This window comes from Bacteroides acidifaciens, from assembly GCF_903181435.1.
Classification (GTDB): Bacteria; Bacteroidota; Bacteroidia; order Bacteroidales; family Bacteroidaceae; genus Bacteroides.
On the sequence record NZ_CAEUHO010000001.1, the window covers coordinates 2,367,561 to 2,385,185 of the forward strand.

Consider the following 17,625-nt stretch of genomic DNA (forward strand, 5'->3'; position numbering starts at 1 on the left):
TATTTGTTATGTTTTTGCAGGTGATTACATAATATACTATCTTTGCAGTATAGAAACAAAGTACATAAATATGGCTTCATTCAGGAAAGAGATACTTGGGCAGATTGAACGGATAGATACCGGGCGTATATTCACGTTCCGGGATTTGTCGTTTGAAACGGAAAAGACCGCCAATGTTGCGGTGCTGCTCTCCGAACAGAGCCGCAAAGGGGTACTGGTACGGGTTGAAAAAGGGGCGTACTACCGCCCCAAGAAATCGGTCTTAGGATTGGGGAAGCTGCCCGTCTATCAGGATGAACAGTTTCGTTATCTTACCGAAAAACTGAATGGCTATATCACGGGGGCTTACGTCTATAATAAAATGGGGCTGACCGAACAGGTCGCTACAACCATAACGATAGCCACTCCAAACCCGGTTCGCCGTTTCCGTTTCAAGAACTTGGATATAGAGTGCGTGAAAACCTACTGTATGGACTATCCGGATGAAAGCCTTGTCCCGTACTTGCGGCTGCTCGATGCGATAAAGGACATGAAGCGCATACCCGGAACAACCGGACAGGACATCTACAACCGGGTCAAAAGCCAATATTTCAACGGGTACAGCCTGCCGGAACTGGAAAAAATCGTATCTTTGGCGAAAAGTTACCCGCCACGTGTCAGAAAGGTGGTGGCAGACATACTGGGCGACATCAGACAAACCGTATTGCAAACGGAAATGGCAAAGACCATTCTTCCCACGACACGGTTCAACTTGGATTATAAAACGGCATAGGACAGAAATATGAATTTACATTCGGACAAGGAAGCGTTCAAGGAAATCATCGCACTGGCGGCTGAACATTTCGGCTACGAGCAGTCGCACGTGGAAAAGGATTACTGGGTATCGAAGATACTGCGGGATATTTCCATGTCCGAATATGCGGATAAGACCTACTTCAAAGGCGGAACTTCACTTTCCAAAGCCTACGGGCTGATAGAACGCTTCTCGGAAGATTTGGACTTGTTCGTGTTCACGGGAGATAAAGGTGCGTCCAAGCAGGCGGAAAAGACTTTGAACAAGAAACTTTCCAAATACATAGCCGAACTCAACAGTGACATATACAAGGAAGATTTGTCGGAAACGGGCGGTAATTACCGCAAACTGTATTTTTCTTATGACAATGTATTTCAGGGTGTGGGACTGAAAGAACATTTGGAAGTAGAAATAAAGTCTTGTGACCTGCCGGACAAAAAACTAATGTTCTATCCGGCAGACAAGCGGGTTATCAAATCGATTGTGACCGCCTTTCTTGAAAGTATCGGGCAAGAGGAACTGATAAGCACCTACGGGTTGGGAAGTTTTGAAACGCAGTGCATCAACCCCCGAAAGACTATCTGCGACAAGGTTTCAAGGCTGGTAAAGCTGTCTTACAATGAGGATGCAGCCGCACTGCTGGCAAAGCATATCCGTGACGTTTACGACTTGTCGGCACTCTACCACAATCAGGAATATAACGATTACCTACATTCGGAAGATTTCTTGGATGCCATGTACCGGGTGACGATAGAGGACGGGCTAAACAAAAACTCCTGTTCGCACTTGTCGCTGGCTGATGCACCGATATTCAAGGATGCCGAAGCGGTCATGGCGTTACCCGAAGTGGCTACGGCGTACATTACCGATTTGAAGAAACTGACCTTTGACAAAAGCAAGATGCCGCCGATAGGCAAGGCTGTGGAAGCATTGAAGAACTTGCACGAAATACTGGTTAAATTTGAAATTTATCGGAATAGTATATAATTATGGCAATTGTGAAAAGAAGATGTTTTACCTGGAAAATTTAAAGTCGATTGACCCACTATTATACTCTAAATTGACCCATCAAAAAAATATTAGATTTAAATAAAGAAAAATGCATTTTAACCCGGGTCATTTTCAATTATAATAATCTACAATATATACTATTTCTTTTTAGCATTAATCTTTCTTACAGAATCCCCGGTAAGTTCAATCTTGTGTGCTGTATGTACAATTCTGTCCAGGATTGCGTCAGCTACTGTAGGATCACCAATTGCATCATACCAGCTTTCGACAGGAAGTTGTGATGTTATTATGATTGATTTTAATCCGTGTCTGTCTTCTATTATTTCCATAAGGATTGACCTTTCCCTGGCATCCAGTCCTATAAGAAACAGATCGTCAAGAATCAGCAGTTGACACTTTTCTATTTTTTTCATCTCAGATTCTATAGTGCCCTTGTTTTTGGCAATTTTAAGCTGTCCCATAAGCTTTGACGCATTTGAATACAAAGTCTTTATTCCATTCTTACATGCCTCATATCCTATGGCTGAAGCTATATAGCTTTTACCTGTACCGGAGCTTCCCGTGATGAAAACATTCTGTCCGTCTCTTATAAAATCAAGAGATGCAAGTCTCTCAAGCTGGTTACGGTCAAGGTTACGTTTTATGGTATAGTCTATTTTTTCCATATATGCCTTATATCTGAAGTTTGCAGACTTTATCAGTCTCTCAATGCTTACATTGCGTCTGTAATCATATTCGCTTTCAAGAAGCCATTTAAGAAACTCATCGTTTGTCATACCATCAGAGGATGTGGTCCTGCAGTCATTTCTATATGTTTCAAGCATGCCGTAAAAACGTAACTTGGAGAGTAGTTCCATTATTCTGTCCATATTTTTTCCGACAGTTCTGCTTGTTTTATTATTACTTGTCATTTTTATCCATGTTTTTAGAGTTAAAATAATCCTTGCCTCTGAGATTTCTGTGTTTGGGGGTAAGTTCGGGAGCCTGTCCCTCCATCTGTACATGATACTTCTCATCTTCCCTGTTTACCAGAATACTTTCAAGTTCGTTGTACCCGAACATACCGAATTCCATTGCCACCTGGCATGAAAGAACCACCCTGTCATGTCCGAAACGCTCCACAAGACTTAATATACCATCGGCTGAACGTACGGCCTGGACCGGATATTTCTTGGCAACGGCCACACGCTTTATGTACTCTTCCAATACCGGATCAATTTCACATGCCTTGCGGTATATATCATCCATTCTGATTCTGTATTCATGTAGCACTCCCGAAAGTTTGTGGGACGGTTTTTCTGAATAAGTGAAAGGTGTATCATCCCTGCGATGTGTCGTTATGTGTCTGAACTTATGATATATCTCCACTGTGTCCCCATCATACAGTAATTCTACAGTATCGCCGATATACTCTTTAGGAACACTGTAATAGTGATTGTTAAGCGATACATAACTGTTTCTCATGACAGTTGCCGTTTTCCGGCTTTTTGATATAAATTTTGTTGCCGGCAATGTATGCAGCCTGTCTTTCTCGACTTCGAGGAAACGTTCCCGACGGCTGTAGTTGCGATTGTACATCTTTCGGCTGTTCAACGCATCCGTATGCTTCATTATTTCTATGTTCAAGGCTTCAAGATCATTGAATTTCAATCCCGTCATCTTTGAATACACCTCCCTGTAGAGCAGTCTTACAGCATTCTCAACCAGAGCTTTGTCTTTAGGCTTTCGTACTCTTGCCGGGAAGACAACACATCCATAATGGTCTGCAAATGCAGCAAAGTCGTCATTGATTACAGGTTCAACACCTCCAGGCTTTGTTACGGCTGATTTCAGGTTGTCTGGAACTATGGCATTGGGGACACCTCCAAAATAATGGAAAGCATTTTCACATGCCTGGATAAGGTGTTCTTTCTTTTGTGATGGTACAGCCTCGTAATAAGTAATCTGGCTGCATGGAAGTATAGCGGCAAATACTTCTACGGGAACCTTATTGCCTGTTTTTTCGTATGAGAGATAAAGTTTGTCGCCGGCAAAATCCACATACATCTGATCACCGGCTATATGATCTATGCGTCCAACAGGAATCTTTACTTCCCTTTCTCGTCTGATATATAAACAAAAAGAACAGTAGCTGTAACCTTGTGGACGATTTTTAAGATATTCCTCATACAAAGACCTTCTTGTTGTCCCACGGACCTTAAGTCGTTTCATGTAATCAGGTATACGTTCTTGAAGATACTTATACTCTGCAGAGCCAGACGATTCTTTGTCAGTCTCCGTACCGAAAAGCTCATGCAGATGCTGCTCGTCCATTTTCAACAGACGCTCAAGTTCTATACCCATATCTTCGTATATACGGATATAACGTTTGACTGTATTACGTGAAACAAGGAGAGAAGAACTGATACCGCGGATACTCATTCCTGACTGATAACACCGCAGTATGTGCTTGATTCTTATTTTCATTCTTTAAAATTTTATTCAGTTAATAATACCGGGTTAAAATGCTTTGTAAAGTACGAAAACAAGACTGAAATATGGTAATTATACAGGGGCAATTTTTATTATAATCACAGCGGATCAGTTTCGGTTATAAAGGTGGGTCAGAAGACTTTTATAATAGTGGGTCAATCGACTTTAAATTTTCCAATATTCCCCCTGATACTCGTCCCGGAAATCACGTACAAGGTCGTCCGCATCTTCCTCGCTCAAATCATGGCTTTTGTAGTTGCACCACACGAAAAAGGCTTCCTGCTCGGTGTCGCTCAAATCCTCCACCGCATCACGCAAGGAAAAGAAGTTTTCAGAAATCCAGCTTTCGGAAATCAGGGCTTCCGGGATATTCTCGTAATCCTGAAACATATATTCCGCATCTTCCTCGTCCTTGTGAAGTTCCCGGCAGGCTTCGTAAAATTCTTCCTTGTCCGAATAGTCCGACAAGTCGAGCCATGCCCCAAACAAAGAACCGTTGTTGTACTTGGCGTAAGTGCCTACATAAACTCTTGCTTCCGATAATACCTTTGATTCCATATTGCTGCAATTTTTAAGTTTTTATTTTTATGCGGATTTGAGAGGTGAGGGAGTTGAAGTTTCACTGAACTTTTTTCCTGTTTCCCGTAAATCCGACTTTTTTTTTTATGCGTCTTCCGGTCGGGTCGGTCGTTTTCGTTTCACATAGGCGTAAAAGGGTAGTGTTTAGAGTTTGCAAGGTTTTGGGCAAAAAATACCTCGCAGGGCAGGGAAGATTTTTTCGCCAAACCGGAACGGCTCGACCTTGCAAAATCGTGAAGAACACGTAACTACCTTTGCCTATTGAAATGATAAAAACGGCTGTCCCGGCTGGGGGACTGCATAATGAGGAAGATTTACAGATAGGGAAACAGGGAAAAAGTGCTTGTTCCCTTTCATCCTTTAGGGAACACTCCATGCGGGCGGGAAAGGCAAGGGTATGGCAAGTTCATCTTGCGGTACGCTTGTGCGGGTTTCCAACGGCTCTTTTCACGAAATACAGTCAGCCATGCCACGCACGGCTGGCGTTTCGGGGAATGTGCCAGTTGGAAAAGGATATAAAAATGCGGGTAGTCGGTGGACTGCCCGCAAGTTGGAAGGTGTATTTTATTGGGATATAGTTTGTTAGGTGGAAAATCGTTACCGAAATCGTTACCTATTCGTCTTTGTCACGGTTATAGGTAACGAAACCTACCGGACGGCGTTCTTTCTGTTGCTTCGACTGGCTTAGAAGTTGGGTAAGGGCTTGATATAGCTCGTTAAACTGTGCATCGGTGCTTACCTCCAGTTCCTCGATGCGCCTTAATAGTTCCTCGTAGCCGATTACCATTTGGCGCATGAGGACAAAAGCCCGCATGATTGAAATGTTCACCTCTATGGCTATTTTGGAACGGAGCACCGAAGAAAGCATGGCTACGCCCTGTTCGGTGAAAGCCATAGGCATGGCTACACCGAAGTTATAATCAGGAGGTATCACATTTTGTGATACCCCTATGGACAACAATAAGTTAGCTTCCTCTTTGGTGAGAACAAACATAAAATCACTGGGAAAACGCTCGATATTGCGCTTGACCGCCTGCTTCAAGGCTCGTGTTTCCACTTGGTAGAGTTCTGCCAAATGATAATCGAGCATCACCCGGCAACCTCTGACTTCAAAAATTTTGTTTTGGATAATCTGTAAGTCCATAATCGTATATTTTAGGAGATTTAGTAATGTTGGAATAATAGTAAGGACTGGTCACAAATTGTGACCAGTTACCAACAATCAAGATTACATAGCGACTTCCTTGTAAATCTTCTCGATGCCGACAAACTTCTTGTCAAGCCCCTGCATATCACTACCTATCTTGCTGTTAGTGATGCGGGCATAGATTTGGGTCGTTTCAATGTTCGTGTGTCCCAACATTTTAGACACCGTTTCAATGGGTACGCCCTTTGACAGCGTGGTAGTCGTTGCGAACGTGTGGCGGGCAAGGTGAAATGTCAAGTTCTTTTTAATACCGCATATATCGGCAATCTCTTTCAAGTAGGCGTTTAGCTTCTGATTGCTGATTACGGGAAGTATCTTGCCATTCGGTAACTTGCCCTTGTACTTCTTCAAAATCATCTTGGGAATATCCAGCAGAGGAACATTAACATCCGTATTCGTCTTTTGCCGCTTTGTCATTATCCAAAGGTTGCCGTCAAAAGATTTGCGAATGTTGTCTTGCGTAAGCCCGGCTACATCTATATAGGCAAGCCCGGTGAAGCAGGCAAAGATGAACAAGTCCCTGACGTGTTCCAGCCGCTCGGAAACCATTTTCTTTTTGAGGATGATTTTAATCTCGTCCTCTGTCAGATACCCCCTGTCCACTTTCTCCAGCCGGATTTTGTAACTGGCGAACGGGTCGTTCACCAGTATGCCATTGTTGCGGGCAATGATGATGATACGCTTGAAGAACTGCATGAACTTGGCGGTGGTGTTGTAGCCGCACTTGCAGGCGGTACGCAAATACAATTCAAAATCGGTAATGAACATAGGGGTAATCTCCTTAATGGATATGTCCGATACGTTGTACTTGCTGCGGATGAACTCGGCGAGGTGGCGGCGGGTAACTTCATACTTTCGGTATGTCGCTATCGTCTTGGATATGCCGACCAACTGCTTCACATCGTCATTGTGCTTTTGGAACAGGGTAAGGACTGTTTCGTGGCTCTCGCTATGACCTAAAAACTCGTTCTTCACTTTCTCGGCGGTCACGTAATTGTCACGCCGCTGCATTTCGTGGTAAATGGTGTTCAAGGATGCGTTTATATCATCCAGCATACGGTTTATGCGGCTGGCTTCCGAAGTACGTCCGGTAGCCTTGCCCATTTTGCCGTCCCAAATAGAGGGTAGCACGTCCAGCTTGGTGTTAAAACGGCTTGCCACGCCGTCCACTGTGATACGGGCGAAAAGGGGGTACGCACCGTTGGCTTTCTGCTTGTCTTTCTTTGCGTAAAAGCAAATGTTGAATGTCGATTTCATAACTCACTTTTTAAGTTGCAAAACTATTGTAATTCTCTAAAAATGAGCTCCATGCAGACAAGCCAAATAACGACAGGACTTCGCCAATTTCGGACAATCTGTACCCCCTTTCCGTTTTTGTTTGTCGGGGGTACGAGTTAGGTTACGAACTTTGTCTTTTAGGGGCGAAAAGGTGTACTTTAAGGCAGACATAAGGGGATAAAAAAAGTCCCACAAATCATTGAATTTGTGGGACTTGTCTGCTTACTGTCCGGTATTGTCCGGTTAGTTCAGCGGAGAGACAGGGATTCGAACCCCGGGTACCTCGCAGTACAACGGTTTTCAAGACCGCCGCAATCGACCACTCTGCCACCTCTCCAAAACTCCTTTATCAGAAGTGCTTTCCGTTGAAAGCGGTGCAAAGGTACGAATCATTTTTAAATCTGCAAACATTCTGATAATTTTTTCGCGAATAAATCGTATTTTTGCAGTCCATTAGTAAGAACAAAGATATGATATACCCTCAAAATTTTGAGCAAAAGATAGGATTCGACCAGATAAGACAATTACTAAAAGATAAGTGTCTCAGTACTTTAGGTGAAGAGCGGGTCATGGATATGAGCTTTTCCGAACAATATGAAGAAGTGGAAGAGAAATTAAACCAAATAACTGAGTTTATTCGCATCATTCAGGAAGAGGACGGATTTCCCGACCAATTCTTTTTTGATGTCCGTCCTTCACTGAAACGAGTGCGGATAGAAGGCATGTATCTAGACGAACAAGAACTGTTCGACCTGCGCCGTTCGTTAGAAACAATCCGCGACATCGTTCGCTTCCTGCACCGGAACGAGGATGAAGAGGAAAACGACGCTCCCTACCCCAGCCTGAAAAGACTGGCGGGAGATATAGCCGTATTCCCGCAACTGATTGGGAAAATAGACGGTATCCTCAACAAATATGGAAAAATCAAGGATAATGCCTCTACCGAATTATCCCGCATACGTCGTGAGCTTGCCAGTACGATGGGAAGTATTTCACGCTCTTTGAACAGTATTCTGCGCAATGCGCAGTCCGAAGGATATGTGGACAAAGACGTAGCACCCACTATGCGCGACGGTCGCCTGGTAATCCCCGTTCCACCGGGATTGAAACGAAAAATAAAAGGAATCGTACACGATGAATCCGCCAGCGGAAAGACCGTATTTATAGAGCCTGCCGAAGTGGTGGAAGCGAATAACCGTATCCGAGAACTCGAAGGAGACGAACGGCGCGAGATTATCCGTATCCTCACTGAGTTTTCAAACATACTTCGTCCATCTATCCCGGAAATCCTTCAGTCGTACGAGTTTTTGGCAGAGGTGGACTTTATCCGTGCGAAAAGTTATTTTGCGATACAAACGAATAGTTTGAAACCTGCCGTAGAAAACGAACAACTGTTGGACTGGACGATGGCGGTTCATCCCTTGTTGCAACTTTCATTAGCCAAACATGGAAAGAAAGTCGTACCGCTGGATATGGAACTTAACCAGAAACAACGCATCCTTATTATTTCCGGCCCGAATGCCGGTGGTAAATCAGTCTGTCTGAAAACAGTCGGGTTGCTGCAATATATGCTGCAATGTGGTATGTTGATTCCCTTGCATGAGCGTAGCCATGCAGGTATATTCAGCAGTATCTTTATTGATATCGGCGACGAACAGTCTATCGAAGATGACCTGAGTACCTACTCTTCCCATCTGACCAATATGAAGATTATGATGAAGAACTGTAATGAACGCAGCCTCATCCTGATTGACGAGTTTGGCGGTGGTACGGAACCGCAGATTGGCGGTGCCATTGCCGAAGCTGTATTGAAACGCTTCAATCAAAAGCAGACATTCGGAGTAATCACCACCCACTACCAAAATCTGAAACATTTTGCCGAAGACCATGAAGGAGTGGTAAATGGAGCCATGCTTTACGACCGCCATCTGATGCAGGCACTCTTCCAATTGCAAATCGGTAATCCGGGAAGTTCATTCGCCGTAGAAATTGCCCGTAAAATCGGATTACCGGAAGATGTCATTGCCGATGCTTCGGAAATCGTAGGAAGCGAGTATATCAATGCCGACAAATATCTACAGGATATTGTCCGCGACAAGCGTTACTGGGAAGGCAAACGCCAAACGATCCGCCAGCGGGAAAAGCATATGGAAGAGACTATCGCCCGTTATCAGTCGGAAATGGAAGAATTGCAGAAATCGCGGAAGGAGATTATCAAACAGGCGAAAGAAGAGGCAGAGCGAATGTTGCAAGAATCAAACGCCCGTATCGAGAATACGATTCGTACCATCAAGGAAGCACAGGCGGAAAAAGAAAAGACACGCTTGGCACGTCAGGAACTGACCGACTTCCGCACTTCTCTGGACGCACTGGCTTCCAAAGAGCAGGAAGAGAAGATAGCACGTAAAATGGAGAAACTGAAAGAGAAGCAGGAACGGAAGAAGAACAAGAAAAACGAACCGAAAACCGCCGCTGCCACTCCTCCAACCACACCCAAAGTCACTCCTATCGCAGTCGGCGACAATGTAAAAATTAAAGGGCAGACCAGTGTCGGACAGGTGATGGAAATCAATGGTAAAAACGCGACTGTCGCTTTCGGAAGTATTAAGACGACCGTAAAACTAGACCGGCTTGAACGTAGCAACGCTGTTCAAAAGACGGAAGGAATTGCTAAAAGCACTTTTGTCAGCAGCCAGACGCATGACCAGATGTATGAAAAGAAACTGAATTTCAAACAGGACATCGACGTCCGCGGAATGCGTGGAGACGAAGCGCTGCAAGCGGTCACTTATTTCGTCGACGACGCTATATTGGTCGGCATGAATCGTGTACGTATCCTTCACGGCACAGGAACCGGAATACTCCGTACACTTATCCGCCAATATCTGTCCACCGTGCCGGGAGTCAGACATTATGCCGACGAGCATGTGCAGTTCGGCGGTGCCGGCATCACGGTAGTCGATTTTGACTAATCTGTAAACAAAACATCCGAAGAACTTGTTCTCATTTAGAAAACCACTACCTTTGCTACGGTGGTTTTCTAAAACGAGAATAAAGCATGAAAAATAATCTATTAAGCGAAAAACTCATTTACACAGGAGACAGCCAAACTCCTACCCATATCCATCTTTGTACGTACAATACAACCGAGATGCAGGAGAAGTCCGGCAACACATTCCAATCCGTCAAAGACACATTGGATAACGCACGAATCAACTGGCTGCAAGTGCATGGGCTGAAAGATACGGAAGCAATCCGCGAAATCTGCAGTCATTTTGAAATAGACTTCCTTGTATTGCAGGATATTCTGAATGCCAAACACCCCACCAAAATCGAAGAGCACGACAAATATATAGTCTTGATTTTGAAATTATTCTACCCGAATGCACATAAGGAAGAGGACGAATTGGACGAACTGCTCCAACAGCAAGTATGCATTATCCTCGGTAGTAATTATGTACTGACTTTCCTCGAAAAGGAAACCGACTTCTTCGACGATGTCAATGCGGCCTTGCGCAACGATGTGCTGAAAATACGCAGCCGGCAGACAGATTATCTGCTCAGCGTATTATTGAACAGCGTAATGGCGAACTACATCTCGACTATCTCCTCTATCGATGATGCTCTTGAAGACCTGGAAGAGGAACTGCTCACCATCACGGAAGGCAACGACATCGGTGTTCAGATTCAGGCACTCCGGCGCCAGTATATGTTGATGAAAAAATCAATCCTTCCGCTGAAAGAACAGTACGTGAAACTGCTGCGTGCTGAAAACCTGCTTATCCATAAAGTGAACCGCGCTTTCTTTAATGATGTGAACGACCACCTGCAGTTCGTACTGCAAACCATCGAAATCTGCCGGGAAACGCTTTCTTCATTGGTCGACCTTTATATCTCCAACAACGATTTACGGATGAACAACATCATGAAACGGCTGACTATCGTATCCACTATTTTCATTCCTCTGACCTTCCTGGCCGGAGTATGGGGAATGAACTATAAATGGATGCCCGAATTAGATTGGCGATATGGTTATTTATTTGCCTGGTTTGTGATGGGAATTATCGGTATTATCGTATATTTGTTCTTCAAAAAGAAAAATTGGTATTAACGAAAACCACACTTTCAGTCATGAAATCAATCAAAGAGCTATACAGGATAGGCACAGGCCCTTCCAGTAGCCACACAATGGGACCACGTAAAGCTGCTGAAATGTTTCTAGAGCGTCATCCGGATGCCGCTTCTTTTAAAGTCACCCTCTATGGCAGTTTGGCCGCTACGGGAAAAGGGCACATGACAGATGTAGCCATCATAAACACTCTGCAACCTGCCGCTCCGGTAGAAATCGTATGGCAGCCCAAAGTATTCCTGCCTTTCCACCCTAATGGAATGACATTTGCAGCCTTTGACGCTAATAATAAAGTTACCGAGAACTGGACTGTTTACAGCATAGGCGGTGGCGCATTGGCAGAAAACAACGACACCCCGACAATCGAAAGCCCAGAAGTATACGGCATGAACAACATGACCGAGATACTGCAATGGTGCGAACGTACCGGGAAAAGTTATTGGGAATACGTGAAGGAATGTGAGAACGAAGATATATGGGACTATCTGGCAGAGGTATGGAGCACAATGAAAGACGCCATCCACCGCGGACTGGAAGCGGAAGGCGTACTGCCCGGTCCATTAAACCTCAGACGAAAAGCCTCTACCTATTATATACGTGCCACCGGTTATAAGCAATCTCTCCAATCCAGAGGGCTTGTCTTTTCTTACGCTTTGGCGGTAAGTGAAGAGAACGCTTCCGGCGGAAAGATTGTGACTGCACCAACCTGCGGTTCGTGCGGTGTGATGCCTGCCGTGCTTTATCATTTACAGAAAAGCCGCGACTTCAGCGATATGCGTATCTTGCGGGCATTGGCTACTGCTGGTTTAATCGGAAACATCGTCAAGTTCAACGCTTCTATCTCCGGCGCGGAAGTAGGGTGTCAGGGAGAAGTAGGCGTTGCCTGTGCCATGGCTTCGGCTGCCGCCAACCAGCTATTCGGTGGTAGTCCGGCACAAATCGAGTATGCTGCCGAGATGGGACTTGAGCACCACTTGGGAATGACCTGCGACCCCGTATGCGGATTGGTACAAATCCCCTGCATCGAACGTAACGCCTACGCCGCTGCCCGTGCACTGGATGCCAATCTTTACTCAGCCTTTACAGACGGGATGCACCGTGTTTCTTTCGACAAAGTGGTGCAAGTAATGAAACAGACCGGACACGACCTGCCGTCACTCTACAAAGAAACAAGCGAAGGCGGACTGGCAAAAGATTATCAGCAGATGTAATTATAAAAAGCAAGCGGGTGTCAAAAGGTCATGTATTTACTTCCTTTTGACACCCGTTCCTGTTTCTATGAGTTAAAACTATTCAGTCGGCGGCCAATTCGTATCATCTCCGTTACTGATATCTTTCTTATGCAACAATCCGCCTTCCTGTGAAAAATAAAGCGAATAACGCTGGCTGCCTTGTTTCACCTGAATAACAGATTCCGTCGAATTCAGTGGAAACGTCAATACATAGACATCCGTCACTACCCACGTATTATATTCTGAATTCTGAAAAGCCGTATAAACAGCAGGCACTAACTGGTCAATGCTTTCCAGTTCATTTTCCGTCATCACCCAATTCGCATTGGCGTCAAACCAGACATCCAGCTCATCATCGGTCACCCAGCAGTCGGCCACATAATAATCTCCTTTCATTTCCCATTCTATATTTTGAGCAGCTGGATACAGTTGCTTCAAAGCCTCGGTAATGTTACTGGGCGGCACCAAAGCAGGGTCGTCGTCATCGTCACTACATGCGCCGAACGAAAGGGCGGTCACCAGCAACACTACCGCCCACGCGCCAAACTTAAATCTCCACATAGCTATCTTCTTGTTTAGGTTTATTCTTTACTATTACTCTATCAATCATCCGCTTTCAGAAACTTTCCTTTCTTATCAAATTTGAAAGAGACTCCGGTAGTCAGCTCCACCTCATACCCTTTACGGTCACGTTCTACTTTCGTCACGCCCTCGCTTACAAAATTGTGCACTTTCAGATAATCGACAGCAAATCCGGGTATTACACTTGCAGGGACAGACTGCCCTTTCTTTGCGCTTACCTCTTCCCAGTTTCCCTTGCTATCAAAGTCAATCTCCGTGCCGTCCGTCAACAGCACTTCGTACTTGGTAGCTTCCATCAAATCCTTATCAATCTTAATCTGAGCCACCTCAGGCTTCGTAAAATGACGATTGATAAAATTACGCGCTGGAAGGGGCAATTGATTCATGTCTTTTGTTATCACATCAGTTGCAAACGAGAACTGTACGGCTACAATAGCCAACACAAGCAAAGATAGAATTTTCTTCATAATCGTTATTTTTTAGCATTCATACTATACTTTATTCATACTGCAAATAACGATACAGATTCCGGAAAGATTTAGGAATACTATGAGTTTGCTCATTTTTTGTATTCTTTAACCATCCCTCCTATCCTTTGCATTATCAAAAACCAGACTATGAATTACTGCTTTTTATGCAGAAAGCGTTTAGCCAGATATTTTCGTACGGGCTCATCATAAAACTTCAGGCACAGATAAGCCAACACAATACTCAATGCATAAACACACAAAGCTACTTGCCAGGTTTCTCCCAAAGTGTAAAGCTTATTTTTAATCAACCATGCATAGAACAAATACATAAGCGGATAATGAATCACATAAATCGGATAAGATATATCTCCCAGGAACTTACATATCGCGGTCGACTTCTTATCTGTAGTGGTTCCCGACGCTCCCAGCCAAACAAGAATAGGGAAAGCTATGATAACACAAAATGCTTCATAAGCACCATTTACGCAAAGTGGCTCTGCACCTTCCAGATAAGGTACTGAAAACAAAGCAATCAAGACAATGGCGCATATCCAGAATGCACCTTTCAGCTTAACGGGTTTGAAGTTACGCGACAACAGCATACCCAAAGAGAAAGGGAAAAGCATCCGCAATGAGCCGCCTAAGAAGTTCACGCCGTCCAATGTCCATCCCACTCCGATACTCCCATAACCTGAAACATTGAAGACTGCGAATAATGCCAACGCAATTCCCAACAAGACTACAAGTACCGTCAACGCCTTGTTCGACAAGCGACGGATAAACAGGGCATAAAGGATATTACCTATATATTCAAAGAACAATGACCAGCAAGGCCCGTTCAACGGGAACATTTCACCATTTCCACGGACTTCATAACCTACACCCGGCATCGCAGGAATAAAGAATATCGTGCAGAGAAGAGACAGCATAACCATTGATATGGCAACGTGTGTTCCATCCCATTGCACACATCCCTGAAGATAAAATGTGACAGCACCCAGAACAGCCCCCATGATTACCATAGGATGAAGACGTATCAAACGGCGTTTGAAGAAATTTTTCATTGTCATACTCTTACCCCAACGGTCATCATAAGCATAACCGATAACAAAACCTGAAAGGATAAAGAAAAAATCGACGGCCAAATATCCGTGATTGAAAGTCTCAATCATACCACTACCAGCGGAATTACTGACTTCCGCAAAAGCATAGCCTTCAAATATATGATACCATATAACCATGAGGGCTGCCACGCCACGAAGTCCGTCAAGAAGATCATAATGTGCTTTAGTGTCTGCAAAAGCTGAAGAAGAAACGTTCGACATCTGTTTTTTATTATTTAATTAATATTTTCAGATGGCAAAGATACAGCTTGCCGAACGAAGTTCTTTTGCTCAAAAGCAAAAAAGACCGGCTAATTGCTATTTTATAGCACGTACCCGGCTAAGCGTATAAATGGAAATGCCCAGAAAAGCGGCTACATACTTCAACTTTACCCGATTTATCAGTCCGGGATAGCGTCGGTTAAACTGTTCGTAACGTTCCTTGGGCGAGAGCTGGAGCCTTTCCACAAACATATGGCTGAGTTCCTTATTCACATCCTGGTGCAGGATTCTTCCCCAGTTAGCTATATCAATATATGTTTCATAAAGGGCGTTCAGCTTATCTATATGGATAACATAGATTTGGCAATCCGTAAGAGTTTCAATGCTCTCTATCGACGGCTGTTTGTAGTATAACGAATCCATACCGAAAGTCACGTCACCTTCCTGGCTGAACCAGGTAGTAGTGTCCTGCCCATTATGATGAAACACGGAACGTGCAACACCTTCTTCTATAAAATAAACCAAACGGTCTGTTACGCCCGATTGAACGATATAAGTGTTTTTGGGATAATAACGAAGCTGCATATTCTCCTGTAATGCCTGAAGAGCTTCGTCGGAAACCGGATAAATTTGCCTGATTTTGCTAACGATATTTTTCATTGAAGAGGAGTCCATATATTTATTCTCTTTCTATCCTCCACTCCCCTATTGTACAACGTTCACTATCAAAATTGACAGCCACCTTCACGACAGGCAGTCCACACAAAACAAAACGTTCCGGATAATTCTTCAAATCAATCTGTCCCATCGCCATATCCGCATTCTTATCCAGTTTCAGTTCCATCACATACAATGTAGTCTTTGTGCGCAGCACCATATCCACCCGTCCCCGGGGAATACGGACTTCCACGTCTACATAGAAATTCAACAAACTGAATATAACATAAAACATTTGCTGATAATGACCTTCATACTTCGTATTGTCACATTGGGGAATAGTAGACAAGAATGTCTGCAAACGATGCAATGCGGCATCCATATCACCATTCCGGATATCACGCGAAAGATAAGCCACCATAGTATTGGCTTCCTCTGCATTATTGGCAACATAATGAGGAAGAAGGCTCTCCATCAATCCTAACCGCACTTCTTTATTGGGAATATCAAGCGTATAGATATCCAATTCCTTATCATAATCTTTAATAGTGATATAACCACTCTGATACAACAATGGAGTAATAGCAGTCATCGTTTCGGTAGGAGCATCGAAAGCAGAAGCTTTTGCCTGCTTACGTCCTATTTCAGAAGGTTCCACGTTAAACTTATCCAACATCTTTAACAGATAGGTAGGTGTGCCGCTTCCAAACCAGTAAGAATTAAATTTTCCATCTGCAAAAGCATTAAGCAAACTAAATGGATTATAGACATCAGGAGATGGATAGGTGAAATGATATCCGTCGTAGTTTTCTTTCAACTTCACAACTACTTCTTCAAACCCGACATCCATTTTTCTCGCCAACTGCTCTATATCATCTTTCATTTGGGTAAGCATCTCATCTTGCATAATGCCACAAATAGCGGCATAAGGCTCATCCATACTGACATTCTTAATGTTATTCAATTCGCTAAAGATGCTAAGCTGGGAGAATTTAGTAATACCAGTCAGGAATACATAGCGAAGATAGGGGTCGCAAGCCTTCAAAGGACTATAAAAATTGCGCATTATATTACGCAACACACTGAGATTCTCTCGTTCATGCATCACATCAAGCAAAGGAGCATCGTATTCGTCAATAAGGACAACTACTTTTTTGCCAGTCTGTTTGTAAGCACGCTTGATTAACCCCATCAGACGTTGATTAGGATTAACTTCCTCCTCATCCTTTCCATAGAAGGACTCATAATTAGCAAGTTTCAGATTTAATTCTTGCAGCAGTTGCTCCTTATCTACATGCTTGGCCGTACTCATATCAAAATGCAATACCGGATATTCCGTCCATTCTTTCTCCAATTTCTCTATAGCCAGCCCATGGAAAAGTTCTTTACGACCGGAAAAATAGCTATGCAATGTAGAAGTCAACAGTGACTTACCGAAACGTCGCGGACGACTCAAGAAGATATATTTAGAAGAGAAGTGTGTCATCCGGTAAACATACTCCGTCTTATCAATATAAAGATAATTTTCTTCCCGTATTTCTGAAAATGTCTGTATCCCGATGGGATATAATCTTTGCAAATCTTCCATATCAGTAATCTTTGTCACAAAGCTACGAAAAAATATCGAATTCTACGATATCCCCCTAAAACTAATATATCAACTATCTTCACAGACAGTTGATATATTTCACATACAAACACATATCGGTTTTTACACCAATATGAGGGGATAAGTCAGGAATATACCGCTGTATTCTTCCCAACTCATATAATGCAGGGAATTCATGAATATATCATGAGTTCAGGGACCTACATATTTCTTCAATATTCCTTTAAATAGTTTGTAATTCCTTCCAGCAATATATTAGTGACATACCACTTCTCTTGTTC

At 43.6% G+C, this 17,625-nt stretch carries 15 protein-coding genes, 1 tRNA gene and 1 pseudogene; 6 read left to right on the plus strand and 11 right to left on the minus strand.

Going from position 1 to position 17,625, the window contains the following annotated elements; all coding sequences use genetic code 11:
- Positions 1-70: 70 nt before the first annotated feature.
- On the plus strand, positions 71-772 hold the full coding sequence (locus tag CLIN57ABFB40_RS09975; protein WP_175629920.1) for a DUF6088 family protein: 702 nt from the start codon (positions 71-73) through the stop codon (positions 770-772).
- Positions 773-781: 9 nt separating this feature from the next.
- The gene (locus tag CLIN57ABFB40_RS09980; protein ID WP_175629921.1) at positions 782-1,780 is read left to right on the plus strand and encodes a nucleotidyl transferase AbiEii/AbiGii toxin family protein; all 999 of its coding nucleotides are present in this window, start codon (positions 782-784) and stop codon (positions 1,778-1,780) included.
- A gap of 161 nt (positions 1,781-1,941) precedes the next feature.
- Here the strand turns inward: CLIN57ABFB40_RS09980 and istB are convergent, their stop codons facing one another.
- From istB to CLIN57ABFB40_RS09995, 3 genes and pseudogenes are all read right to left on the minus strand, one after another.
- Positions 1,942-2,715 (minus strand): IS21-like element helper ATPase IstB, encoded by a 774-nt coding sequence (gene istB, locus CLIN57ABFB40_RS09985; RefSeq protein ID WP_065539093.1) that lies wholly within the window; start codon positions 2,713-2,715, stop codon positions 1,942-1,944.
- Positions 2,705-4,270 carry an IS21 family transposase gene (gene istA, locus CLIN57ABFB40_RS09990; protein ID WP_175628403.1) on the minus strand — a complete coding sequence of 522 codons (1,566 nt, stop codon included), beginning with the start codon at positions 4,268-4,270 and terminating at the stop codon, positions 2,705-2,707. Before istA ends, istB begins: the two co-directional genes overlap by 11 nt.
- 183 nt (positions 4,271-4,453) lie before the next feature.
- Positions 4,454-4,834 (minus strand): annotated as a pseudogene (locus CLIN57ABFB40_RS09995) (antirestriction protein ArdA); the annotation flags it as partial.
- 418 nt (positions 4,835-5,252) lie between these two features.
- On the opposite strand from CLIN57ABFB40_RS09995, the gene CLIN57ABFB40_RS10000 reads away from it, so the two are divergent.
- A complete protein-coding gene (locus CLIN57ABFB40_RS10000; protein WP_175629922.1) occupies positions 5,253-5,441 on the plus strand; it encodes a hypothetical protein in 189 nt (62 codons plus the stop codon).
- A gap of 27 nt (positions 5,442-5,468) precedes the next feature.
- Here the strand turns inward: CLIN57ABFB40_RS10000 and CLIN57ABFB40_RS10005 are convergent, their stop codons facing one another.
- The 3 genes from CLIN57ABFB40_RS10005 to CLIN57ABFB40_RS10015 all read right to left on the minus strand — a co-directional run bounded on the left by CLIN57ABFB40_RS10005 (position 5,469) and on the right by CLIN57ABFB40_RS10015 (position 7,677).
- The gene (locus CLIN57ABFB40_RS10005) at positions 5,469-5,999 is read right to left on the minus strand and encodes an ORF6N domain-containing protein (RefSeq protein ID WP_007566738.1); all 531 of its coding nucleotides are present in this window, start codon (positions 5,997-5,999) and stop codon (positions 5,469-5,471) included.
- Between the two features lie 84 nt (positions 6,000-6,083).
- Positions 6,084-7,319, minus strand: coding sequence for a site-specific integrase (locus CLIN57ABFB40_RS10010; RefSeq protein ID WP_175629923.1), 1,236 nt, complete (start codon positions 7,317-7,319; stop codon positions 6,084-6,086).
- Positions 7,320-7,592: 273 nt separating this feature from the next.
- Positions 7,593-7,677: transfer RNA gene (locus CLIN57ABFB40_RS10015), tRNA-Ser, on the minus strand.
- Between the two features lie 133 nt (positions 7,678-7,810).
- On the opposite strand from CLIN57ABFB40_RS10015, the gene CLIN57ABFB40_RS10020 reads away from it, so the two are divergent.
- From CLIN57ABFB40_RS10020 to CLIN57ABFB40_RS10030, 3 genes are all read left to right on the plus strand, one after another.
- Positions 7,811-10,312, plus strand: a complete 2,502-nt coding sequence (locus CLIN57ABFB40_RS10020; RefSeq protein ID WP_175629924.1) for an endonuclease MutS2 — start codon at positions 7,811-7,813, stop codon at positions 10,310-10,312.
- Between the two features lie 86 nt (positions 10,313-10,398).
- A complete protein-coding gene (gene corA, locus CLIN57ABFB40_RS10025) occupies positions 10,399-11,451 on the plus strand; it encodes a magnesium/cobalt transporter CorA (RefSeq protein WP_175629925.1) in 1,053 nt (350 codons plus the stop codon).
- A gap of 20 nt (positions 11,452-11,471) precedes the next feature.
- On the plus strand, positions 11,472-12,680 hold the full coding sequence (locus tag CLIN57ABFB40_RS10030) for an L-serine ammonia-lyase (RefSeq protein WP_175629926.1): 1,209 nt from the start codon (positions 11,472-11,474) through the stop codon (positions 12,678-12,680).
- 78 nt (positions 12,681-12,758) lie between these two features.
- On the opposite strand, the gene CLIN57ABFB40_RS10035 is transcribed toward CLIN57ABFB40_RS10030, so the two are convergent.
- The 5 genes from CLIN57ABFB40_RS10035 to CLIN57ABFB40_RS10055 all read right to left on the minus strand — a co-directional run bounded on the left by CLIN57ABFB40_RS10035 (position 12,759) and on the right by CLIN57ABFB40_RS10055 (position 17,323).
- On the minus strand, positions 12,759-13,262 hold the full coding sequence (locus CLIN57ABFB40_RS10035; RefSeq protein ID WP_175629927.1) for a PepSY-like domain-containing protein: 504 nt from the start codon (positions 13,260-13,262) through the stop codon (positions 12,759-12,761).
- 41 nt (positions 13,263-13,303) lie between these two features.
- Entirely contained in the window at positions 13,304-13,750 is a 447-nt protein-coding gene (locus CLIN57ABFB40_RS10040) for a PepSY-like domain-containing protein (protein ID WP_175629928.1), read from the minus strand.
- Between the two features lie 155 nt (positions 13,751-13,905).
- On the minus strand, positions 13,906-15,078 hold the full coding sequence (locus CLIN57ABFB40_RS10045) for an acyltransferase family protein (RefSeq protein ID WP_175629929.1): 1,173 nt from the start codon (positions 15,076-15,078) through the stop codon (positions 13,906-13,908).
- Positions 15,079-15,174: 96 nt separating this feature from the next.
- Positions 15,175-15,738 carry a Crp/Fnr family transcriptional regulator gene (locus CLIN57ABFB40_RS10050; protein WP_175629930.1) on the minus strand — a complete coding sequence of 188 codons (564 nt, stop codon included), beginning with the start codon at positions 15,736-15,738 and terminating at the stop codon, positions 15,175-15,177.
- Positions 15,739-15,757: 19 nt separating this feature from the next.
- Positions 15,758-17,323 carry an ATP-binding protein gene (locus CLIN57ABFB40_RS10055; RefSeq protein ID WP_175629931.1) on the minus strand — a complete coding sequence of 522 codons (1,566 nt, stop codon included), beginning with the start codon at positions 17,321-17,323 and terminating at the stop codon, positions 15,758-15,760.
- Between the last annotated feature and the right edge of the window lie 302 nt (positions 17,324-17,625).